This is a genomic window from Runella rosea (assembly GCF_003325355.1).
In the GTDB taxonomy this organism is placed as follows: Bacteria; Bacteroidota; Bacteroidia; order Cytophagales; family Spirosomataceae; genus Runella; species Runella rosea.
Map to the genome: position 1 here is coordinate 1,751,850 of NZ_CP030850.1, position 24,430 is coordinate 1,776,279.

At 44.4% G+C, this 24,430-nt stretch carries 21 protein-coding genes; 1 reads left to right on the forward strand and 20 read right to left on the reverse strand.

Features of this window, described 5'->3' with window-relative positions; genetic code table 11:
• Positions 1–94: 94 nt before the first annotated feature.
• Positions 95–445, forward strand: coding sequence for a LytR/AlgR family response regulator transcription factor (locus DR864_RS07510; RefSeq protein ID WP_162793629.1), 351 nt, complete (start codon positions 95–97; stop codon positions 443–445).
• Between the two features lie 77 nt (positions 446–522).
• Here DR864_RS07510 and DR864_RS07515 read toward each other — a convergent pair whose 3' ends face one another.
• The 20 genes from DR864_RS07515 to DR864_RS07610 form a co-directional block, all read right to left on the reverse strand.
• Complete coding sequence (locus DR864_RS07515; protein WP_114066375.1) at positions 523–948, reverse strand: Spy/CpxP family protein refolding chaperone; 426 nt, start codon at positions 946–948, stop codon at positions 523–525.
• A 34-nt stretch (positions 949–982) separates the two neighbouring features.
• Positions 983–1,420, reverse strand: coding sequence for a hypothetical protein (locus tag DR864_RS07520; protein WP_114066376.1), 438 nt, complete (start codon positions 1,418–1,420; stop codon positions 983–985).
• A gap of 112 nt (positions 1,421–1,532) precedes the next feature.
• Entirely contained in the window at positions 1,533–2,090 is a 558-nt protein-coding gene (locus DR864_RS07525) for an RNA polymerase sigma factor (RefSeq protein ID WP_114066377.1), read from the reverse strand.
• Between the two features lie 60 nt (positions 2,091–2,150).
• A complete protein-coding gene (locus DR864_RS07530) occupies positions 2,151–3,107 on the reverse strand; it encodes a transketolase family protein (RefSeq protein WP_114066378.1) in 957 nt (318 codons plus the stop codon).
• 21 nt (positions 3,108–3,128) lie between these two features.
• Positions 3,129–3,728 carry a DUF4276 family protein gene (locus DR864_RS07535; RefSeq protein WP_162793631.1) on the reverse strand — a complete coding sequence of 200 codons (600 nt, stop codon included), beginning with the start codon at positions 3,726–3,728 and terminating at the stop codon, positions 3,129–3,131.
• A complete protein-coding gene (locus DR864_RS07540) occupies positions 3,722–4,765 on the reverse strand; it encodes an AAA family ATPase (RefSeq protein WP_114066380.1) in 1,044 nt (347 codons plus the stop codon). The genes DR864_RS07535 and DR864_RS07540 overlap by 7 nt, the downstream gene beginning before the upstream one ends.
• Before the next feature lie 17 nt (positions 4,766–4,782).
• Positions 4,783–5,373: a Uma2 family endonuclease gene (locus tag DR864_RS07545; RefSeq protein WP_114066381.1), complete on the reverse strand. Its 591-nt coding sequence runs from the start codon at positions 5,371–5,373 to the stop codon at positions 4,783–4,785.
• Between the two features lie 11 nt (positions 5,374–5,384).
• On the reverse strand, positions 5,385–6,242 hold the full coding sequence (locus DR864_RS07550; RefSeq protein WP_114066382.1) for a transketolase: 858 nt from the start codon (positions 6,240–6,242) through the stop codon (positions 5,385–5,387).
• 89 nt (positions 6,243–6,331) lie between these two features.
• The gene (bcp, locus tag DR864_RS07555) at positions 6,332–6,781 is read right to left on the reverse strand and encodes a thioredoxin-dependent thiol peroxidase (protein WP_114066383.1); all 450 of its coding nucleotides are present in this window, start codon (positions 6,779–6,781) and stop codon (positions 6,332–6,334) included.
• Complete coding sequence (locus tag DR864_RS07560; protein ID WP_114066384.1) at positions 6,714–8,720, reverse strand: M23 family metallopeptidase; 2,007 nt, start codon at positions 8,718–8,720, stop codon at positions 6,714–6,716. The genes bcp and DR864_RS07560 overlap by 68 nt, the downstream gene beginning before the upstream one ends.
• An 86-nt stretch (positions 8,721–8,806) precedes the next feature.
• Positions 8,807–9,418: a fumarylacetoacetate hydrolase family protein gene (locus tag DR864_RS07565; RefSeq protein ID WP_114066385.1), complete on the reverse strand. Its 612-nt coding sequence runs from the start codon at positions 9,416–9,418 to the stop codon at positions 8,807–8,809.
• Positions 9,419–9,480: 62 nt separating this feature from the next.
• A complete protein-coding gene (locus DR864_RS07570) occupies positions 9,481–10,674 on the reverse strand; it encodes a mechanosensitive ion channel domain-containing protein (RefSeq protein WP_114066386.1) in 1,194 nt (397 codons plus the stop codon).
• Positions 10,675–10,919: 245 nt separating this feature from the next.
• Positions 10,920–12,065 (reverse strand): glycoside hydrolase family 26 protein, encoded by a 1,146-nt coding sequence (locus DR864_RS07575; protein WP_114066387.1) that lies wholly within the window; start codon positions 12,063–12,065, stop codon positions 10,920–10,922.
• 92 nt (positions 12,066–12,157) lie between these two features.
• Positions 12,158–13,147 carry an L-glyceraldehyde 3-phosphate reductase gene (mgrA, locus tag DR864_RS07580; RefSeq protein ID WP_114070196.1) on the reverse strand — a complete coding sequence of 330 codons (990 nt, stop codon included), beginning with the start codon at positions 13,145–13,147 and terminating at the stop codon, positions 12,158–12,160.
• Positions 13,148–13,171: 24 nt separating this feature from the next.
• Positions 13,172–15,124: a sialate O-acetylesterase gene (locus tag DR864_RS07585; protein ID WP_114066388.1), complete on the reverse strand. Its 1,953-nt coding sequence runs from the start codon at positions 15,122–15,124 to the stop codon at positions 13,172–13,174.
• A gap of 159 nt (positions 15,125–15,283) precedes the next feature.
• Positions 15,284–16,300, reverse strand: a complete 1,017-nt coding sequence (locus DR864_RS07590; RefSeq protein ID WP_114066389.1) for a glycoside hydrolase family 5 protein — start codon at positions 16,298–16,300, stop codon at positions 15,284–15,286.
• A 13-nt stretch (positions 16,301–16,313) separates the two neighbouring features.
• Entirely contained in the window at positions 16,314–17,528 is a 1,215-nt protein-coding gene (locus tag DR864_RS07595) for an AGE family epimerase/isomerase (protein WP_114066390.1), read from the reverse strand.
• A 125-nt stretch (positions 17,529–17,653) separates the two neighbouring features.
• Entirely contained in the window at positions 17,654–18,853 is a 1,200-nt protein-coding gene (locus DR864_RS07600; RefSeq protein WP_114066391.1) for a glycoside hydrolase family 130 protein, read from the reverse strand.
• A 59-nt stretch (positions 18,854–18,912) separates the two neighbouring features.
• Entirely contained in the window at positions 18,913–20,742 is a 1,830-nt protein-coding gene (locus tag DR864_RS07605) for a sodium:solute symporter family protein (RefSeq protein ID WP_114066392.1), read from the reverse strand.
• Positions 20,743–21,155: 413 nt separating this feature from the next.
• The gene (locus DR864_RS07610; RefSeq protein ID WP_114066393.1) at positions 21,156–24,401 is read right to left on the reverse strand and encodes a VCBS repeat-containing protein; all 3,246 of its coding nucleotides are present in this window, start codon (positions 24,399–24,401) and stop codon (positions 21,156–21,158) included.
• Positions 24,402–24,430 lie beyond the last annotated feature (29 nt).

Sequence of the window (24,430 nt, forward strand, 5' to 3'; positions counted from 1 at the left end):
TACGGGAAAAATACCGAAAGGATACGGGAAAACGCCCGTTGATTTCCCCCCTCTCAAACCGCACTTTTGTAGAGCACATTCAACCCTTAATGTTATGACGGCTCTACACCTTGCACGAACGCCCAATGGCTTAGAAGGCCTCCGTTTACCACTAAATTCCCACAAAGTCTTTGTTGCACTACGCGACATCATGCGCCTAGAAGGACAGCGAAATTACACCCTGTTTGTTCTCCGAAACGGTCAAAAAATATTGGTTTCCAAAACCATTGGTTTTTATGAAGAGCTATTGCCGCCCAACTTTATCCGCGTCAATCGGGGGTGTATTATCAATACCGTCTACTTAGACTTTTCGTTGGGTGAACATTTCCGACTTAAAGACGGATATGAAATTCCAGTATCACGAAGAAAAATAAAACAACTCGAAGCCCTGCGAGACGATGCCTAAAAAAAGAGGCAATGCCCTCTACGCGAAAGCATTGCCTCTGATAAAACCCTAAGTGAGGGCTATATCCAAAAATATTTCTACTGTTGCTTTTTGTTTAGGCGTTGGATGAGCATTTGCGTAAACATCTGCTCGGCTTTGTATAGCTCCGCCAACTGCCTGACATTAATTACTTTAAGGAATTTATTCATGTATTCACGCTCCAAATCCACTTCCTTTTGCTGGAGATTGAGCGTTTCTTTGAGATTGGTCAGAATTTTTTCGTCGGGCGTTGTGAGCGTGTTGGTTTCAACGATGAGTTTTCTCATTTGCTTACGAATCTCTTTTTTTCTGTCGTCAAACTCGTTGTAGACGGGCCAAAACTGCTGCGACTGCTCTGGGGTAAGGTTCAAGCGGTTGGTAATCAGGCCAATTTTGGCATTTTCGATTTTCTGATGTCCTCCGTCCTGCGCGTAAGAGGCACTAACCAATAGGGTGCAAATAAATACAAATACGATTTTTTTCATCACTAGAATAAGTTTCAAATAACGGATTGATACACTAAATTGCTTCCTCTAAGTCTTCTTCCTGAATGGCTTTGCGGAGGTCTTCATCATTGACATTGAGTTGTTGCAACAAAACATCTTCTCCGGCATAAGTCTCATTTATCTGGGGTTCTTCCACCATTTCTTGCTGGGTAATGTGATTATCTTTTAAATACGTAATAATCTCATCGTCTGATACTTGGCTCAGGGTTTCTTCCCCCAGCGAAAGTTGTTTTTGCGGATACGTCACCCAAAGCAACACGCCAACCACACTCGCCGCCGCCCCGAGCAAAGCGGTTCGTTTCCACGACCAGCTGACCGTAAAAGAGGTTTCTTTCTCAGCTATTTGCTCGTAAATGCGGGTTTGTACCGTCGAAGGTAATTTCTCAAAATAGCCTTCTGGTTCCCGAAAAGGAAGCTTACGTTCGAGGTCGTCTAGTTTTATCCGTTTCATTTTTTCTCAGGTTCTGCAATGCTGTGGATGAAGTGGTGAGTCGTTTTCACCCGCGCAAAATGAGCCGTGGAGAAAACGTATTTATCTTTTGACAAAGCTTTTATACTAAAGTTTAATCTTCTCCGTTTAAAAACTTTTCAATTTTTGTCACTGCATGGTGATAGCTTGCCTTCAACGCCCCCACCGAAGTGCCGGTGATGTCGGCAATATCTTCGTATTTGAGGTCATCAAAATACTTCATGTTAAACACCAACCGCTGTTTGTCGGGCAAGGTCAGCAGCGCTTTTTGCAGCTTCAACTGAATTTCGTCTCCCGAAAGCGGAGAGTCTGTTTCGCCCGCCGCGGCTTCCAGTTTTTCTAGTAACTCGCCTTCTACATCGTGAATGGGAATAAAAAATCGGCGACGTTTTTTATTCAAAAAATTCAAACATTCGTTGGTAGCAATGCGGTACAGCCACGTAAAAAGCTGCGCATCTCCTCGAAATGTTTCTAATGCTTGCCACGCTTTAATGAAAGTCTCTTGCGTCAAATCATCGGCATCGTCGTGGTCAATGACCATCTTGCGAATGTGCCAATAAATTTTTTGCTGGTACTTTCGTACCAACTGATTGAAAGCAAAATTGCGGCTTTCGGGATTGGCAAATTTTTCAAGAATGGCTTGATCTGTCATCATTTAGGAGTGAGGAGTCAGTAGCGAGGAGTGAATTTTACCTTCACTCCTCGCTGCCGGCTACTTTTTTCTTGCAATCGCCCGTTTGGCGGCTGCTACAATATCGTTGGCGGTGAGGCCGTATTTTTCCATGAGTTGCGCAGGCGTACCGCTTTCCCCGAAGCTGTCTTTCACGGCGATAAATTCTTGCGGATAAGGTGTACCCTGAATCAATAACTCAGCGATGGCACTTCCCAATCCTCCCGCTACTTGATGCTCTTCGGCCGACACCAAACAACCCGTTTTCTTCACCGATTTTAAGATGGCTTTTTCGTCCAAAGGTTTAATCGTGTGAATGTTGATGATTTCGGCGTTGATACCTTCGGCTTCGAGCATTTCGCCCGCTTGGATGGCTTCCCACACCAAATGGCCTGTGGCAAAGATACTTACATCGGTACCTTCATTGACCATCCACGCTTTTCCGATTTCAAATTTTTGGTCAGCATCCGTAAATACTGGAATCACTGGGCGACCAAAACGCAGATAAACGGGACCTTCGTATTCTGCCACGGCGATGGTAGCCGCTTTGGTTTGGTTATAATCACACGGATTGATAACGGTCATTCCGGGCAAGGCGCGCATCATGGCAAGGTCTTCCAAAATCTGGTGCGTGGCGCCATCTTCACCCAGCGTCAGGCCCGCGTGAGAAACGGCAATTTTGACATTTTTGTCAGAGTACGCTACGCTTTGACGGATTTGGTCATAGACCCGTCCCGAGCCAAAATTGGCGAACGTGGTCGCAAACGGAATCTTCCCGCCGATGGTCAGACCTGCGGCCATACCAATCATGTTGGCTTCCGAAATACCGCACTGGATAAAGCGCTCAGGGTTTTCTTTGATAAACGCGTCGAGTTTTAAAGAACCCACCAAGTCGGCGCACATCGCCACGACGTTGGGGTTGGTTTGACCTAAAACCTGCATTCCCGCGCCGAATCCGCTGCGGGTATCTTTCTTTTCGGTGAACGTATATTTTTTCATTCTTTGTGTTGTATTGCGTAATTAGTTTTGGGTATTAAGTACTGAAAGTTTATTCAAAAAGTAAGCGGCACTGGGGCAATTTTGAGCAGAATGCTCTATTGAAAATCCATTCATAATCAATCTCTTAGCGAAGAGCAATTTATCTCCAATCCCCCTTCCATTTCTGGTTGCAACGGAAATTTCCTTTAACTTTTCTTCTGGCTTTGAAATAATTTCAGGAACTGCCACTTCCGGGAATATTGTGAGCAAATTGTCACCAAAGTATTTTTTCATCAGTGAGACGTCGGCCAAAAACCAAGTTTCAATCTGTTTGACAACAATCACTTTTTTTACTTTTTCATCGGTTGACTTTATTTCGTCTTTGGCCGATGTGATACAAGGTGAGTCCTCTAAATCTCGCATGCAAAAAACAAAATCTGCACCCATATCGTACAGTAGAGCGGTAAATGAAGCCAATTTTTCTTCATTTTTGAAGACATCTTTGCCACGCTCCTTTTTATTGGCTGGTAATACACCGCTAAGTACTTCGATTCCTTTGCTACGACAGAAGGTTTTGAATGACTCAGACGATACAATCTGCTTTTCTGTATCACCTTCGACGATGAACCCCACTTTTACCATGGCGTTCCTCCTCCCAATGCCCCCGAAAGCCATACTTCGGCCATGTTGAGGCCATGCAAATCCATACCTTTGATTTGTTTGATTTTGGTTTCACCGCCTATTTTATCCACCACAATCACTTCCTCGGGCGTCAGACATTCCACTAAGGCATTTGAGTGCGTATTGAGCCAAATATAATGCCCCTTTTCTTCGCAGGCAGCTCTAAAAAAATCAACTAGCTTCCTGATAACATACGGATTTAACCCATTCTCTGGCTCTTCAATGCACAAAAATTGCGGCTCGTCTGATTGATAGACGGCGGTTAAAAGCGCTAGGATGTTGTAGGTACCATCGGAAAGTAAATCTTTAGTAAAAGGTTTCTTAATACCTTTTTCGTACATCACCAACGTATCGGTACTGCTCAACTCACTAGAAACGATTTCAATATTATCAAAGCCAGGAATGAATAAATCCAACCATTCTTTAATTTCTTCGCGTTTGACTTCGTCTTGGAGAATACGTTTGAGGACTTTTTCTAGATTATCAGTAGATAAACTTAGTAAATAATCCCCAGTATAGTTAAGTTTTTGCCGGCTTTTCTGACCAATAAAAATATGGGTATACCAATAAAAGAATTGCTCAAAAGATACTTCTTCCATGTATCTTACATCCATGGACTTAGATAAAAACTCATTAGTGTCATTAGTATGTGGTATATCATCTTTATCAAAAAAAAGGGTAGAATAAGCATCATATTTTCTATCGCCACTTCTAAAAGATAACTTCTCAGTTATTACTTTATAGTTTTGAAAGTCAATTTCTGCTGAAAATGTATTCTTATTGTTTCGATTTAAAAAACTTTCCTCACCACCAAATAAACTAATGGCAGACTCCCAATATGAACTTCTGTTACTTATATTAATAAACTCCAATGCCTCAAAAATATTCGACTTACCCGACCCGTTGGGGCCGACAAAGACCGTAAACGGGTTGGGTTCGACGATTTCCAAATCCACAATGGACTTGAAATTTTTGATATGGAGACTTTGGAGTTTCATTCAGTACCGGTGACCCGTCAATCTTTAAAGACTTCTAACAAATTGATTTTCAGTTCAGGAAAAATAAACGAGTGCATGATTTCGTCTTCAATGAAAGGCCGATGTCCGATAAAAACGCCCTGCTCGTTGAGGGTATAGACCAGTACATTCTTATCAGTCGATTGTACAATCCAATACTCGCGCACCCCAGCTTCTTCATACACCTCAAACTTATCCTTCATTTCCTTCTTACTATTGCCGGGTGAGAGAATTTCAATAATCAAATCAGGTGCACCAACACAGCCTCGCTTATCCAACTTCGATTTATCGCAAATCACGCAAAGGTCAGGCTGCACCACTGTATACACCTGTTTGTCGGTATTTTCAGATTTACGCGCCAAACGCACATCAAACGGCGCATGATACCATTCGCAAGGGTGTTCATCAAAATACTTTACCATTTGTGAGATAAAATACCTTGAAATAGTCTGATGTTTACGCGCAGGAGCAGGCGACATTTTAAAAATGCGCCCTTTTATCAGCTCTACCCGCTCTTCAAACTTCCATTTAAGATAGTCTGCGTAGCTGTATTGTTTTGATAAATCCAGTTGGTCAAGACTTGTTACCATCTCCTGATTGTTTAATAATCTCCCAGCGTCTCGGGCAATTGCGCCAAAGCTTGCTCCAATTGGGCGTCGTTAGGCGCTACGCCGTGCCATTTGTGGCTGTGCATCATGAAGTCTACACCTTGGCCCATTTCGGTTTTCATCATCACGGCGATGGGCTGACCTTTACCCACAAGGCGCTTGATTTTGCGCAACAGGGTCGTCAGTTCGTCCATGTTGTTGCCGTCGACGGTCACTACACGCCAGCCGAAAGCTTTGTATTTTGCGCCTAAATCGCGGTTGTTATTTACTTTATTGGTCGAACCGTCGATCTGCTGACCGTTTACGTCCACAAACGCAACGAGGTTATCGACGTTGTTGTTGGGCGCAAACTGTACGGCTTCCCACACTTGGCCTTCCTGCTGCTCGCCATCGCCCATGAGGCAATACACAATATTTTTTTCGCCGTTGAGTTTTTTCGCCAACGCCGCCCCTATCGCTACCGAAAGCCCTTGGCCCAAAGAGCCCGACGCAATACGAATGCCCGGCAGTCCTTCGTGGGTGGTGGGGTGACCTTGCAAACGGGTGTTTATCTTACGGAAGGTGGCCAATTCTTTGACGTCAAAGTACCCGCGACGCGCCAATACGCTATAAAACACGGGCGAAATATGGCCATTTGACAAAAAGAACAAATCTTCACCTTTGCCATCCAAATTGAATGACAAATAACCGCCTTTACCTTTGCGGTTGTTGATTTTCATTTGTTGAAAGTACAAGGCAACCAATAAATCGGTGCAACCTAGCGACCCGCCCGGGTGACCCGATTGACAGCCGTGGACCATGCGTAAAATATCGCGTCTTACCTGCGAAGCAATGCTTTGAAGTTCAGTCATTTGGATAATGGAAATATGCGTAGTTTTTAAATTGTTACAAATATAAATGTCATAATGACACTTTTAGCACAAACTAACGAAAACTTAATTTACGAAAGCACCTGCTCTGCGTGGTTTTTGGTGTCAATTTTAGAGATAATCTCCTGAATTACACCATTTTCGTCAATAATAAAAGTAGTACGTACTGTGCCCATATAAGTTTTGCCGTACATGGATTTTTCGGCCCAAACACCATAGGCTTCTACGATTTGGTGCTCGGTATCGGCCAGTAAAGGAAAGGGAAGCTGATATTTTTCGGCAAATTTCTTATGCGATTTTTCGTTATCGACGCTTGCGCCGAGCACTACGTAGCCTCTGGCTAGCATAGCATCGTAGCTATCGCGCAGACTGCACGCCTGGGCAGTACAGCCGGGTGTATCATCTTTGGGATAAAAATAGAGGACAATTTTTTTGCCCTGAAAATCAGTCAGTTTAACGACGTTTCCGTTTTGATCCTTTGCTTCGAACAGGGGAGCTTTTTCGCCTACTTGCAGTGCCATGTTTTTTACGGGTAGCGGGTTTGACAACAGGTTCTTTGATTTCGGCCTGCAAGATAGCGATATTTCCTGCGCGGTCGGTCACTTCGAGCCGTAATTCCCCCTCAAAATCAAGGGTGTCAACCAGTTTATCAGACCAAATATAGTTGCGTTTGTAGTCATAATTCATCAAAACCCACTCTCCATTTACAAACGCATTGAACGAACTGATTCCCGACATTCCATCGGAAATACGCGCCGAAATACTTTTTTTGGAAGATTGAATCAACTTTACAGACGGCGGCGTTTCATCGGTAGCGATGGAAAAATCCCCCAGTTCTCGGGTGGTAAAATCCAGCGTTTCGCCTTGCCATTTTCCGCCCACAAAACGCAGTCGCTCACCGTCAAAGCGGTAAGCGTGGGTCCGTTCAGGATTTGCGGGCATTAGATCGGGCCGAAAATTAACCCCGATGGCATCCCGAAGCGGGATATTTTCTTCATTGATGGCAAGCCCATTCGCGCGCGACTGCACGGCCAGATAAAGTGTATCAAAAATGCTTTGGTTGCCAAAGCGCAGCGTGTAACGGTCGCCGTTGTAGGTCTCAATGATATTGGGGCGAATCCGTTCCCGAAAGTTTGTTTTCAGTTGTTTGTTGCCAATTTGAATCGAATCGGGCAAGTAGTCGCGCAAATCAAGCAAATAGACCGTTTCACCGCTGCTCTGATACGCTGGCGCCAATTTTATACTTTTATTTTTTACGTAAATATCAGCCTGCGTCAACTGAGAAAGCCCAAATACAGTGATTTTAAGCACATTTTCTACCGCATCCGTTTTAATATAGGCCAGCGTCGGCAATGCCTCAGGCTCCTCCAAGAGAGGCAACAATTCCTCGGGTGCTTCGCCCTTTATTTTCAGTCTCAACACCGATGAATTTTCGTAAGAATCAAAGAGCGTCACCTCCACATCGTGCATGAGCGTGTCCTTTATTTGCAATTTTCCGCGATAGCCGTCGGTTTTGTGCACATTAAATTGATTGCCGTCTGGATTATAGCATTTCAGGTAGCGAGCGCCCGTTTTTTGTTCGGTGGCGTAATCGATAAGGTTATTATAATCGCGGGTAGACCACGACGGAAACGAAGTCATATTGTACGCAAATACTTCCTGTCCGTCGAGCTTAATTTCAACACAATTCACGCCATTTCTGAAGTTCACCCCCGTCATGGCATCAAAAGCAATGAGTTCAAGACCGATTTCCCCCCACGCTTTGATGGGTTGCGCCACGGAATAAAAGCCTTCTTTTTGACGGACAGGCCGAAAAGTAATTCTTTCAAACTCCCCATTGATGCGACTCAGAAGCGACATGGGGCGGATGGCCATTGACGTAAAATAAGGCGGCGTACTGTCTTCAATTTCGGCAAAATCAAAGAACAAGGGATTGAGATAATTGTCCTTGGAGTCCCGAATTTCAAAATGCAAATGCGGCCCCGCCGAGCCGCCAGTGTTTCCCGAAAGTCCAATCAGTTGTCCTTTACTCACGGGAAACTGGTCGGGGGAAAGATTCAACTCTATTTCAAACGATGTACGTTCGTACTGTTTTTGGCGTAAATAACTCCCCATCGGCTCCGCAAACGAGAGCAAATGCCCGTACACCGTCGTCATGCCGTTGGGATGTTTGATAAAAATCACGTTTCCATAACCCGACGTTTGCACTTTAATGCGCGAAATATACCCTTCTGCCGCCGCCAATACCTGCAATCCTTCCCGTTGTTGGGTGCGAATATCAATCCCCGCGTGAAAATGATTGGTGCGCAAATCTCCCAAAACCCCCGCCAAAGTGTTTTTCTGACCGGGATGAATCGGAAACTGAAAATACCCTTTCGGGAAGGATTCTCGTTGGGCAACAACCGATTGAAGAATGCCGAGAAAAAAGCAAAAAAAGTATATAAATCGTCCTTTAGTCATGCTGCAAGCATCATTTTTTTATCACAAAATCACACACAAGGCTCGCAGATGCACAAATCAGTCCATTTCACGTCCTCTTGTGTTTTTTATTTTACCTCAAACTCAAGCATTTTAGTACCTTCAATATAAGCCGTTAGCGTATCACCTACTTTGACCGCACTAACGCCTTTGGGGGTGCCTGTAAAGAGTAAATCGCCCGTTTTTAGGGTAAAATAGCGAGAGATAAACGATATAATATAGTCAATTTTAAACAACATCAATGAGGTATTACCCTGTTGACGGGTTTCACCGTTGACGTCCAAATGAAAATTCAGGTTCTGTAAATCAGCGAATTGCGATTTAGGAACAAACGACGAAACGGGTGCCGAACCATCAAACGCTTTGGCTAGTTCCCACGGCAAGCCTTTTGACTTCAGTTTTGATTGCAAATCACGGGCGGTAAAATCAATGCCGATACCGACTTCTTCGTAGTATTTGTGGGCAAATTTTTCGTCAATATTTTTACCCATCTTACTGATTTTTACCACGATTTCTACTTCATGATGAAGATCTTGGGTAAAATCGGGATAATAAAACGGCGCATTGTCTTTGAGTAGGGCCGTGTCGGGCTTTTGAAAAATAACGGGGTCTTCGGGAACGGCGTTTTGAAGTTCGTGGATGTGATCAACGTAATTGCGGCCAATACAAATAATTTTCATGATAAGGCATTTTTTAAGCCTCAAAGGTACAGAATTTCTCAAAAATGCGCCTGCTTAGAGGTCTACATGGAAGTATAAAAGATTAAATTCTCTTGGTGAAGACGATTGTTAAGGCGCTGTACTACCTTTTCAAAAATTTCCTCGCTTCGTCGGGTGGGCGTTTGGTACGAGATCGTAATTTCGAGCCGCTCCCCATTCCAGTCCGTAATTTTAACATCGGGGGTAAGGGCAAGCTGCATCACCGTCTCAACGTCTGCCATCTGCTCTACGATTATTGATTTAAGATGCTCAGTATCCACATCGGACGCGGTATAAATTTTCAACCCCCTTTTTTCAAAACCAGCGCGGGTGTGGTTGATGATGGTGTTGTTGAGCAAAGGACCGTTGGGAATCATGACACGGCGGCCGTCGCCCGTGTCCAATACAGTATTAAACATCAAAATATCCCGCACAACACCAGTATAATTTTGGGAAGTGATTTTTTCGCCTACTTTAAATTGTTTCATCAATAAAATGATAAAACCACCCGCGAAATTGGACAAGCTGCCTTGCAGCGCAAAGCCAATGGCTAAGGTAGCCGCACTAAACAACGCCACAAAGCCTGTTACTTTAAGTCCTAAAAAGGCACCTGAAAACATGATAACACTAAGGCGCAAACCAATAGAAATCAGGCTTTTAATAAAACTTTTAACGGAAGGATCGACGCGACGACGATTATCAATAAATGATTTTAGTGGACGGTCAAACCAATTAATCAGCCCAAATCCCAACAATAAAATCGCCAACGCCGTCCCGAATTTTATCCCCCATTCAACGAGCGTTTCCGAATATTCAATGAATTGGGTTTTCAGCCTGACCAGAAATGTTTTGGCTTGGGAAGGGCACACCTGAATGTTCTGAAACAGCACAATTTCTTGGGCTACCACCTGGTCTTTTGTTTTATCGGCGTAATATCCGTCTATTTCTACATACACCCGGCTCAATTTCTCCCGACGGGCTTTTTTATAAATATCTTTAAGTTCCTGATACGCTCCTTTCGGCAATATTCGTACGATTTTCCCCGTCCGACAATCGCTCAACGTGGGATACCCTCCCAATTGCGTGTACATCCCCCGAAAAGACTCCGACGAGGTCGTATCACCAAACAATTGTGCGGGCGAAATTGTCGGAAAGGTTTGACTTTGAGCGTGAAAGACAAGAAAAAAAGTAAGAAGTAATCCTGAAAAGGTGGTGTATATAAGGCGAAAATTAGGCATGAAAGCTGACGTTGGTTATCTTGTAATAACGAATTTATCAGCCATTTTACATAAAAAAATAACAAAATTACCGTTGTTGGCCTTTTTTCACCAACGACATACCAATTCTACAAAGGTGGTGCTTCTGCGCGGCAGACCGTTCCGAAGCTTTTCATACTACTAACTCGCTCTATGCATATATATCTATCACAATCAACTGATAACTAAGTATTTAATTAACTGAGAAAATGAATATTTTGATTCGTTTAGAAAATACCTAAAAACCGTTTTTTGTATACCTTCGTCAAATCTTTTTCAAACAAAGTATAGGGGTCATTGTAGAAATTCAAGAAATCTGGTACGCTCGAATGCCCCTGATAAGGTGCATAATAATGCGTGGGACTGTGAATATCGTTGCGCCATACCAATACATACGATAAGTTTATTTTCTCGGTTTTGAGTGCTTTTAACAAGGTTTCGGTCCACCAAGTAGGATTGGGAATTGACTCTAATCCCGTTTCGGTAAATGCCGCTAACTTATTGGCTTTTTTGGCGTAGTCAGATACTATTTTTAACTTCTTCACACCTGCTTCCAGATTATATTTTCCGTCGCGGCCAAAGTCGCCATAGTTGTCCATTCCGACCATGTCTACCCATTTATCGCTGGGGTAACGTTCCAAAAACTCCTCTTCGGTGTTGAACTTATTGTCGGGAGAAAAAGCGTAAATAAAATTATGAACGCCCAAGCTATCACGCAAATACGAAACCGTAAATTGCCAAACATCAACAAAATCCTCGCGGCTGCAATGCGGTTTCCCCCACCAAAACCACCCACCGTCAAACTCATGAAAGGGACGAAATATCATGGGTGCTAGCGTCCCGTTTTTTCCCCGTACTGAATTGGCAAAGTCGCCCACAGTACGCAATATTTCCTTGTATTTTTCGTGGTGCGAACCGCCCGGTTTAATGAGTGAAATGGCTGGTGCAGAGACTGTATCGACCCAATAAAAACCGCCTTTGGAAGCAGGATTAGAAAAATGCCACGCTACGGTTGTGACTCCGCCCCGGTTATAGGTATCTATCACGTTTTTTTTCAATGCATTCACCGCCTGATCAATGGCAGCTTTCGGACGTCCCGAAAAACCGCTAAAATCTACCCCAATCACCGCAGGATGCGAGCCCGTGACCGATTTTACATCTGAGCGGTCCCTCTCCCCAGACCAGCCATGTCCATATTCAGTGGCGTGTTGGTGCCCAAAAAGAATGTGTTTTTTTGACGTTTTTTTCAGATAACGATATAAGGCTTTGGTCTCTTTAGTGGCATTTTTATCAATTTGTGCAGCGCTGATAAACGGCAAAAAAAAGAGACATATAGACACCGCAAAAATTAACTGTTTATACGATTTTATCATGGGTAAAATGGTGTTTTGTAGGGGCAGGCCTTGCGTCTGTCCAGTTTAGGTGGCGCCTGACCAGTTTAGATGGGCGGAGGTAAACCCCGCCCCTACAATAAAATTTTCTCAATTTTTGATAATTCTTCGGCACTGAAATGTTGATTTTCCAGACATTTTAGGGAATCTTTCAATTGAGACACACGACTCGCCCCGATCAAAACCGAGGTAACGCGTGGGTCTTTTAGCAGCCACGCCAACGCCATTTGCGCCAAAGTTTGACCGCGTTCTAGTGCCAAGGCGTTGAGTTTTTCGATTTTTTGAAGCGTTTCAGGAGTGATTTGACTCGTTTTCAAAAAGCCATGTTCCTTCGCCGCCCGCGAATCTGACGGAATTCCTTTCAGGTATTTGTCGGTTAAAAGCCCCTGCGCCAAGGGAGAGAACGGAATACATCCAACGCCTTTATCACCCAAAACATCCAACAAACCACCTTCTACCCAACGCTCAAACATTGAGTATTTGGGTTGGTGAATGAGGCAGGGCGTCCCCAAATCTTTCAAAATCTGAATGGCTTTGGCTGAATTTTCGGCCGTATAACTGGAGATTCCTACATACAATGCCTTTCCTTGACGAACAATGCTGTCTAGCGCGCCCATTGTTTCTTCAAGCGGGGTGTTGGGGTCAAAACGGTGCGAGTAGAAAATATCCACGTAATCCAAGCCCATACGTTTGAGACTTTGTTCGCAGCTCGCTATCAAGTATTTGCGTGAGCCCCATTCACCATACGGCCCAGGCCACATCAAGTGGCCCGCTTTCGACGAAATAATGAGTTCGTCGCGGTGACCAGCAAAGTCTTTTTTGAGCAATACCCCAAAATTTTCTTCGGCCGAGCCGGGCGGCGGACCGTAGTTGTTGGCTAAATCAAAATGGGTAATTCCCGCATCAAAAGCGGCACGAAGAATAGCACGATAGTTTTCAAACACATCGACTCCTCCAAAATTATGCCACAAGCCCAACGAAATAGCGGGCAGTTTGAGGCCGCTTTTTCCGCAGCGGCGGTACGACATGTGTTCGTAACGGGCGTGATTAGGTACGTAAGTCATTGGATCGATTTTAGTTTTTTGCATTTACTCAAACTTCTTACCTTCCGTTTTTCCTTTCCAATCATCAGTTCTGAAAGGACTGGCGGGCAAACCTTCACTGTTGAACAAATTGGCATCTTCGGGCGCATTCGCCCAACCATAACGCACCGCAATAGGCTTTTGTCCTTTAGGGTGATACACTTCTACTTTATCGCCAATGATTTCGGCTTTGGCGTAGTAAAACACTTTATCCTCTCCTGCAATTTCAAAACCTTTGACGTAGCCAAATTTATCTTTTACCATTAAACCCTCTCCTGTATAATCAAAAGTAACAACGGCCCTATCCTCCTCAAAATGAACCGATTCATACATTGGTCCAGAATGCAAGACTTCCAATCCATAATTAGATTTAAGCGCATTCAGGGCTAGGCGGTGGCCCACATCTTGTTTGTTGGTGGGGTGAATATCTTTGGGATTGCCAACGTCGGTCGTCACGGCCATTCCCGTCTTGGGGAGGCTCAGGGTCATGGTTTGTGCTTCGCGAAGTTCGGCCCAATCGCTGCCGTCATTGCTGTTTTGATACGCCCCATAGCTCGAAAGCTGCACAAAATAAAATGAAAATTCGTCTTTCCATTTTTGCCGCCAATCGTTAATCATCAGCGGAAAAGTTTGGCGGTACTGATACGCCCGCCCTGCGTTGGACTCTCCCTGATACCACAATGCCCCCCGAATGGCAAACGGCACCAAAGGGGCAATCATTCCGTTATAAATCGTGGTCGCTACGTTGTTGCTGCTGTGATTGTAGGTGTGAGTTTCGGCAAAAGAAGGCATCAGATACCAGCCCGTAGCCAAGCTTACTTTGCTGTCTTTTGCGCTGACAAACAAGTCATCGGGGGTACCGTTGATACCCAGCCCATACCACGGAAACTGCACCATATTGCCAAATTTAATGACCAATTTGTTGTTACCACTTTTCCACGTGTTGGCTGGTAAAGTGATTTTGCGCATTCCTTCCATAATTCCCTGCGACACCAATTGTCCGTTGATGTAAATCTCGTTGAAACTATCCTGAATTCCCAAACCCAAGGTAGTGGCTTGCCCTACCATTTCTTCGGGAATATCGACCGTCCGTGCCATGAATCCTTTGCCCCGAAACATCCAGATTCCTTTCCAATCCCACTGACCAATCGGGCTACCTGCGTTGTGCCATTTAGAAAAATCATATCCTGCTTCGGTATATTTTTTCTCGTCGGCCACGGTAGGATTTACCTCCGTTTTCAACAATTGCTTCCGCGTTTTTAGGTCCAGAATCGCGTCGGCCTCTTCCCAGGTTTTCGGCAAATTTTGAGCAACGGGTTTTAATTCCTCATGGGTCAGCATGGCTTCTTTGCTTAACCAGCCTTCCAATTGCGAACCACCCCACGACGAATGCAAAAGCCCAATGGGAATCTTGAGTTTTTGGTACAGCTCACGGGCGAAGAAAAAACCAATGGCCGTAAAATTCCCCACATTTTCTTCATTACTCATTTTCCACTCCCCCGAAGTCAAATCAGTTTGCGGCTGCATAGTGACATCATGCGCCACAAAAAAGTGGCGTATCTGCGGAAAATCGGCATTTTTCTTCTCCACTTTAAAGTTATCAGCCTGTTTGACGGGCCATTCCATGTTTGACTGCCCAGAGCAGAGCCACACTTCTCCCATCAGAATATCGTTTACTTCTAGTTTTTCTGATTTAGCCGTAACGGTCATTTGGTGCGGGCCGCCCGCCTCTAGCGGCGTAAATTTTACCGACCATTTTCCAGAAGCATCGGCCGTAGCAATTTGTTTTTGCCCCGCCAACGTTACCGTTACCTTTTCCTTGGGCTTAGCCCAGCCCCATACGGGAATAGGCTTCTGACGTTGCAACACCACGTGGTCAGAAAACAGCCGGGCGAGTTTGAGTTGCGCAAAGCTTTGAATTTGAACGAGAAGAAAGGAAAGAAGTAGAAATCGTTTCATTTTTAGGATTAGGATTTGTAACGCTACTGAATTAAAATATCACTAAGCTTAAGTAAAGGTTTTTGTTCTGTCAGGGCTAAAGCCCAACATTCATACCCTTTTATCCCTCTCCAACCTAAAGGCTGGAGTTAGAAAAGTCGCTCAACTTCAAATTAACTTTCATTTGTTGGAATTATATTCTAAAAGCGCTTTTTTAAAGTATTTTCCTTGCCTTGTGGGCGTAAAATTCCAATCGGAAAACATACGGGGTGCCCAGCGGTCGTCAAAAACCCACCCCACCCAACTGATGCCCTGCTCAGCGGTATATTTGGTGATGGCATCACCGTATGATTCGTCGCTGATGACCGGAACGTGCGCTCCTACTTCTTCGGCTCCTGAAAAACCGATTTCGGTCAATATCAACGGGTATTTTTTAGCCACAAATCCCCAGTCGGTCGGCCATTTGTTTTCCCAGGGTTTTCCCCCATTTTTCATAGGATACGGGTGACTTACGTAAGCAATTCCAGGCGCATTGATGGGATTTTCTTTGACGGGAGTCAAGTCATAGGCCCAATTGAAACCAGCGACCAACGGGATAGCGTCGTTGCCGTGGGCACGAATAATGCCAATCATTTCTTCATTCAAGGTTTTCCATTGTTCCCACGAACACGTTCCTAACTGCCCGCCCGCAACTGTTGGTTCGTTGAACAATTCAAAGAAAGCAACAGTGTTGTTCCCTTTAAAATGCTTGGCCATGGTCCGCCAAAACTCAAAAGTTTCTTTTTGGGTCGTTTCATAATTATCAGATTGGTACATTTCAGTCCGTAGATTACCAATCGAATGCCAGTCAATGACGACGTACAAGCCCAATTCCGTCGCCCATTTTACGCCGTCATCCAGTAATTTCAAATACTCAGTTTTCCCTCGTTTCCGCCACGCGGCAGGATGAACGGGAAACCGAATAATGTTAGCACCCCAGTTTTTGATTTCCTGAAAAAATGCTTTCTCCCAATGCCCTTTGGTATGCAGATTGTCAGGGTCGGCTACGTTTAGGCCTCTGAATATCATCACTTTGCCATCTTCGGCAACGAATTTATTCCCCTCAACTTTGATTTTTCTGAGGGCAGTTTGGGCAATGACCGAAGTAAACAAAACGCTAAAAGTCAAAAGCAATAAAGGTGTTTTTAATTTCAACATACAGAAGTACACATTAGATTCTTTTCAAAATTTCCATGCAGGCGCGGGCGTTATGATACGGGCATTTCCAAAATCCAATGCGGTCTTCGGTATGCATCAACGACATATCGTCGTACACGCCCCAATTCCATTCACCGATTTCTGCATTGATAAGATGCTTTTTGGCAAATTGCCAAAGGCCTTCTACACACCGTAGATAACGCTCCTCACCACTCAACTGAAAAGCATTGAAATATCCAACCATACCCTCCGCCGACACCCACCATTCTCGGTGCGTGTCCCAATGATTGGTTTGAGGGTCAAATTCATGGTTTAGACTTCCATCTTCGTTAAACCCTTGGGCCGCTGCATCGGCCATGCGGAGGGCGATGGATTTCCATTTTTTCAAAAGCGTTTCGTTGTGTAAAACTTCGGTGGCTTCGTACAACAACCACGACGCCTCAATGTCATGTCCAAAAGAGATAGTATCAGAAGTGGGTGTCCATTGAGCATCAAAAAACAACTGCATATGGCCACTTTTGGCTTCAATGATGTGTTTTTCAAACACATCCAACAAATGCCGAATCTTCGCTTCTACCTGGGCATTGGGCCATACACGGTACAAATTGACGTATGCCTCAATGATGTGAAGATGCGTATTCATCGTTTTGGGGTCATTACGGTCTTTCTCACTCAAACGTAAATCCTCCAAAAGTTCCCAATCCTGCGTAAACGCCTCCCAATAACCGCCATTTTGAGGGTCAAAACTATGGTTTTCTATTAATTCAAATAGTTCAATCGCGAAATTCAACGCCTGCTGATTGCGCGTTGCGCGGTAGTATTCCGTCAATCCATACATCGTAAAAGCCAATCCATAAATCTGTTTGCGCGTACTCAATGGCTTTCCATGCGCATCAACCGACCAATAAACACCGCCGTGGACAGTGTCCCGAAAATGCTGATTGATGTAGTGAAAAGCGCGGTTGGCAATAGATAAAAATTCTTTTCCTTCTGTACTTTCTTTTCCAGAAGATAAAAAGGGTTGATTGAGTACCGCCGAAAAGGTCCATAAAATACGGGCATTGAGTACGCTACTCTTGTCAACTTCGGGGTGAACAATGCCATCAAAGTCCATTTTTCCGATAAAACCACCGTTCAAATCATCGAGGGAATGAGTTGCCCAAAAGGCAAGGATATTAGACAATTCTACCTGAATTTCCTGTTTTAAATCAAATATAGAATGGTTCATAAGGATGGGTAAAACCAAATAAAAAACACTAAGCAGAGCACAAAGAACACAAAGAAAAACGGCAACTTATTTCTTTGTGTTCTTTGGGAAATCCAAGGTGATTTTTGGTAGGTATCGTTTGCCGTTTAGAAAGCTGTTGTGCGTTGTTTCTGCCCCAAAAACAGCCTATTTTTCTCAATCAACCCTTTCAATGTTTTTACAGAAGCTGCCGAACGAAGCCCGTCAGGAGGCGTATTGGTGCAGTAATCTACCAATTTATCAAGCGTACTGGTGGCCACGTGCATACGTGTATCCGACGAGGCGTAGTAGATAAAAACCGTACCGTCATCGTCCAAAATCCAGCCATTGGAAAATGTTACGTTCGACACGTCCCCCACTCTTTCTTCACCCTCTGGTGCAATAAAATACCCTCCTGGTTTATGAATCACCTTGGTCAAATCCTGTAAGTCGGTCATAAACATATACAACACATAGCGCAGGCCAGCAGCCGTATTTCGCACGCCATGTGCCAGATGCAACCACCCTTTTGGGGTTTTAATGGGCGCAGGGCCTTGGCCGTTTTTAACTTCATAAACCGTGTGGTAGCTTTTTTCGTCCACAATAAATTCTTTTTCTACCACGGCATTTTCCATTGAATCGGTAAAACCCAAGCCGATTCCTCCGCCCGTTCCTGCGTCAATAAATCCATCCTGCGGACGCGTATAAAGCGCGTATTTTCCATTTATAAATTCGGGATGCAGCACCACGTTGCGCTGTTGAGGCGAGGGCGTTTTTAGGTCGGGTAAACGTTCCCAAATTTTCAGGTCTTTTGTACGAGCTATCCCGCACTGAGCCACGGCCGAGCTTTCATCCCCGATTTTGGCGGCAGGGTCTTTTCGCTCCGTACAAAACAACCCGTAAATCCAACCGTCTTGGTGCGCCACCAAACGCATATCGTATACGTTTCCGTCGTGGACCTCGGTCTCGGGCATATCAATGGGTGCATCCCAAAAGCGAAAATTATCAATCCCGTTGGGGCTTTCGGCAATCGCAAAAAAGGATTTTCGGTCTACCCCTTCTACCCGTACCGCCAACAAGTAGCTGCCCTGCCATTTGATGGCTCCCGCGTTGAAGGTCGCATTGATCCCAAACCGTTCCATCAAATACGGGTTGGTCTCGGGATTCAAATCATATCGCCAAAACAAAGGGACATGAGCCGCCGTCAACACAGGATTTTCGTAACGATCGTATATGCCATTGCTGTGTTTCTGCCTGGCATTTATTCGTATAATCAACTCGTTATGAGCCGATTCTAAGGTCGACAAACGATTTTCAAAAGAATTCATTATGTGTAAGATAGATAATAGATTACAACAATACAGCACTGGAAAATGAAAGCATTGTGCTACGCTCGCGGCAGTTTTTGGTACCAGGTTTTCCACAATATGAACACACAAACCGCCAATAAGGCCGCCGTAATGACACTATGTTGAGGCATCAAAAGCACCACAAAAACGGGCAGGGACGTTATTGCCGTTTGGGCAATCGTGCCAATCACTACGTTGAACATGTCCAAACTAAAGTTATTGTTACGCTTAAACGAGGGCTCTTCTTTCTGTACTTCGACGAGGATAGGCCCCCAAAACCCCCAAGGCCGAACGTTACGGTAGAACTTCTTCAGGACTTCGATGTCAGTCGGGGGAGTTAGTAAAGAGCCCACTACTGAGCCTACTGCCGACAGTACCAAAATAAACGGAAAATAGAACAGCGGCAACGTATCGGGAAACACGTAGGGCAGCACCATAGACGAAATAATTCCCGCCGCCATTCCCCAGAAAAACCCCGACCCATTGAAACGCCACCAATGCCATTTGAGCACATTGGCTGCCACGTAGCCGCCGTACAAAGCTCCAACAATCCACTGCAAAACGCTGTTGACATCTTTGGCAAAAATGCCCAGTACAATACTGATGAGGACCACCACGATGCCGACAAGGTAATTGGCCCGACTGATTTCCTGATTGGTTGCTTTGGGTTTAATGGATTTAAGGTAAATATCGTTTACAATATAAGCTTGGGCAGCGTTGAGCGTGCCAGCGAAGGTTCCCATAAAAGCGGCCATCAATTCGACCAAAAACAGCCCTAAAAGACCCGCTGGAGCAAATTTGAGAATAGCAGCGGGTAAGATTCGCTCAAAATCAACCCCTCCCGTAGCCGTCTGGATATTGAGGTCGTTGTAATACAAAAGCCCCAAAACCGTGAAGCCAATAATCATAAAATATCGGGTGGGCAACAGTACGATGTTGACAAACATACTCATCAGCGCCGCTTCGCGGGGCGACTTAGTCGAGAGCACTTTCTGCATGTCATAATTGGGGGCAGGACCCGCAATGCTTGCCAAAATACCCTTGGCCAACATCAACGCAAAAAACATCCCGAACGGACTGTATTTATCGTCCCTAATTTTTTGGTTAACATCGGCAATGATGTTTGACCAATCCAAATCCAAGTTCCAGCCAAAGAAAATATTCGACCAATCGGGGGGTACATTAAGCGTTTGACCCGATAGTTCGCCCATCGCGATGACGCCGATGGAAACCGACCCCAAAGCCATCAATCCATACTGTATGACATCTGCCCACACAATGCTCGACATTCCGCCCATCACGGAGTAAAATACGGCAAAAAGGGTAAAGATGATACCGTAAAAATGAGGAACAAACTCGGGCGAAACACTGAACGGGACGTACGGTGAAATAGACGAAAAAGGAAGGAATATTTCGATAAATTTCCCCAGCCCAATAAAGCCGTACGCCATAAAGCCAAAGCAACTCAACAGCGCAAAAGCGATGATGATTTTATGCGCCATTTGCGCGTCTTTTTTGGTGCCAAAACGGGTAAGCATCCACTCCGCTCCTGTTGATGCCCCTGAGCGGCGAAGCCAAATGGCCAAATACACAAACAAGAATACCTGATTAAAAACGGGCCACAGCCACACCAACCATATACTTTTAAGGCCATACACAAACATAATCGACACCATCCAAATGGTACCCGAAATATCAAACATCCCCGAGGCGTTGGAAATCCCCAACATCCACCACGGTAAAGTATTCCCGCCCAACATATAATCGTTTTTACTGCGTTGGGCGCGTTTTTTCATGATAATTCCGATGGCCGAAATAACCACGAGATAAAGGGCAATAACTAGAAAATCAAGTCCTTGAATTTTCATAAAATAGTAAACTTTTCAGAAACAGCGTATGAGGTTTATTTCGGTTGATAAAGGCGTGGGCTGTCGGTTCTTTTTAAAATTTCAACCCTAATGCAATACTAAAAATAAAGGCCTCGTATCATCAAAAAAAGGGATGTTTTTTTCATAAAGTTACTATTTCGGGCATGTCATAAAGTTCGGGGTAAGTAGCTACTTACCCCGAATCTGTCACAACAACAATCTATCTATGATGAAAAAACTACTATTTTTTTTATCCTACAAAGTACGTTTTTTGTCCAATAAAATATATAATACTATTTTACCCATTACTTGTTCATTTTGGACAAATAGACAACTATTTTAAACATAAAATGGGTTGGCTTATATCCTAAAGCCAACCCATTCATGCTCTTTAATGAAAATATATAACGGTTTTATTTTTTAATAAATGTATTTGTTAAACCGCTATTTTTAGCTACAACCAGCTGATTATTAACAAATACTAGACCTCTTACTTCCCCTTTTAGATACAACCCAGATTGATGTTGGGGCAGGTATCGGAACCCTCCTTTTTTATCGTTAAAAAAGACTTGACCAAAATTAGCATCAATGTTGCCGATTCTAACCCGTCCATGCGTTTGATTTCCCGCCAAAAGCAGATCTTTGAAGCCATCACCGTTGAGGTCTTCGGTCAATATCGCGTACACTGGCGCAAACTGAGCCTCCATGGGCAGTGCTTTCATCTCGAAACTCCCCTTGTTGTTGACCAGATACATCGTCGAAAGGGTATTGATTTCCTGTTTTTGCGGTTTTTTATCCTTAAAAATCGCCAACACATCATCCGTCGTGGCCGAAGCATAACTTTCATGGCTCGTATAGGCTTTTTTGAGCGGTACGAGCTGATCCGAAAGTTCGTCTTTACTATACGCAGGGTAGCTTTTTCCTTGAATAAAATACGAGAGTATGGGGTCTAAACGGCCGTTCGAATCAAAATCATCGGTATGCAACGTCATAGGCTGTTCAAAAGAAGCCTTCCATTGCGTATTGAGGCCGTAATTACCGACAATCAAGTCCATATCGCCGTCGTTGTCAAAGTCATTGGCCGCGATACTTTGCCAAAAACCGATTGTTTTATCCAACCCATCGGTTACTTTTTTGAAAACGCCTTTCTCATTTTTCAGCCGAATAATAGGCGTCCACTCCCCTACAGCCACGATGTCGTCGTACCCATCTTTGTCAAAATCCAAGACGCAAACATCAGTCAAAACCCCTAAATTTTCAAATGCAGGGTTGGCAACATTGGTAAATTTGCCGCCTTCATTTCGGTACAACCGGGCAGGATTAAAGCGCGGATACTCTTGCGGAATAGCGCCTCCCGTCACAAACAAATCTAAGTCTCCATCACGGTCAAAATCAATCACTTCTACCGCGCTGTCGGCCAGCTTATCGGCGGGAATAGCATCGGCATTTTTGGTAAAATTTCCTTTTCCATCGTTTAAATAGAGACGGTTTTGAAGCATAAAATCATTGGGTAGATACTCATACCCGCCACTTGTGACGAACAAGTCCAAATCGCCGTCTTTATCGGCGTCAAAAAACACCGCGTCGGTGTCGGTGCAAAGTTCATCCTGCTTAAAGGCGGGCTGTTCTTTTCTGACAAACCGTGACGACGAACCACTCTCGCCTTTTTGTTGCAAAAACACAGCTCCAGGCTGCCCTTTACCACCCCCAATATAAATATCTTCCAATCCATCTTTATTCAAATCACCTTTGGCCATGCGCGGCCCCTGATAAGAATACATCTGGGGGAGCAGTAACTGTCGGCTAAAATCATTGACGGGCATCTGCTGGTGCTCAAAATCAAGGTTTTTATTTTCAACAAACAACGGCGTTACAACAACCTCTCTGCTCCAGTTGGCATTGGGAGCATACGTGAGCTTAAGCACTTGATTGGCAGCCACGTTGGTTTGTTTCTGCATTTTCCCATCGGGCCAAATCACCACCAAACTGTCCACGGTTTTATGGGTTCCTAAGCCAAAATGTACGGGCGTCATCATACTACTTTCGTACCCGTGGGTAGGCGTAAATGCACGATATTGCTGTAAATCACCACAATACACATAAACTTTAGTACCATTTACGGCTCTTGACGAAGGCAACTGAACCGTTAGATAGTTCACTTTTCCCGACTCGCTGCTTTTGTTTTGGTACACATAAGCAGGCTCATTGATATTGTTTGTCACAATTTCCAAATCCCCGTCATTGTCCAAATCCGCGTAAACGGCTCCGTTTGAAATCACAGGTGTATCAAATCCCCATTCGGTTTGTTTATTGGAAAACGTCAGGTTTTGATTGTTTTTGAAAATGTAGTTAGGGGTTTTGGTCGAAGGCATTTTCTTGATGACTTCCAACACACTTTGGTTATTGTTCTCCCCGATTTCAGCGTAATATTTGATAAAGTCGTTGTTGGTATAATCTCGCAAATAGCCGTTGGTGACAAACAAATCCTGATACCCATCATTGTCATAATCAGCCAACAGCGCCGACCACGACCAATCCGTATTGGAAATCCCCGCCACCTGACCAATTTCGGAGAACCTCACCCCATCTGGGCGCGACGAGATGTTTAACTGCAACATATTTCGCATCGTTTGATTATGCAATCCATTGCGCAACATCGACAGATACGCCTCGTATTTATCGGGCCCAAAAAGTAATTTCTGGCGTTTGTTGTCTTCAGGCAACATGTCCATGGTGATAATGTCGGGCATTAAATCGTTGTTGACATCTCCAATGTCATTGCCCATCGAAAAATAACTGACGTGATTCGTCGCCTCCGTGATTTGGTCCGTAAAAGTGCCGTTTTGGTTATTGATGTAGAGATAATCGTTTTCGATATAATCGTTGGAAATATAAATATCCAGCCAGCCGTCACCGTTGACGTCGGCAGTGCTGATGCCAAGGCCAAAACCGATAGGATTCCCCTTGATGCCCGCTTCGCTACTGACATCTGTAAACTTGCCGCTGTCGTTGCGCATCAATCGGTCGCCCGCTAGTGAGTCACGCATGGCGTGAACGGCTTCTACGTCAAACCGTTTAAAATCTTTGACGTTGTGATTCAGCACATAAGCGTCTAAATCGCCGTCGTTGTCATAATCAAAAAAGGCGGTTTGGGTGGTAAAAGTGGCAAGGTCCAAGCCATATTCTTTGGCTTTTTCGGTGAAAGAAACCTCGCTTTTGCCATTATTAACGTACAGTTTATTGCGGCGCAGTTCGGGATGGTCGACATTTCCTGACACCGAAACGTATACATCCTGCCAACCATCGTTGTTGATGTCCACCACCGTTACGCCCGTTTTCCATTCTCCGTTCCACGCAATACCTGCCGTTTGGGTAATATCTTCAAAGGCGAGTTTCCCTTTATTAAGGTACAATTTATCTTCGCCTTGATTGGCCGTAAAATACAAATCTGTGAAGCCGTCGTTGTTAAAATCAGCCGCAGCTACGCCCCCACCGTTGTAGAAGTATTCGTAATTCAGTACGTTGTCTTGCTCTGTTTCTTCAATTTTGTTGACGAAGTCAATACCAGTGTGGCTCGCATCTAATTTTTCAAAAACAGAGTCCGATGGGGAGCAGGAATAAAAAACGAAAATGAGAATTAAAAAAGGAAATGATTTCATTATAAAGCTTCATTAAAAGCACTAAAAAT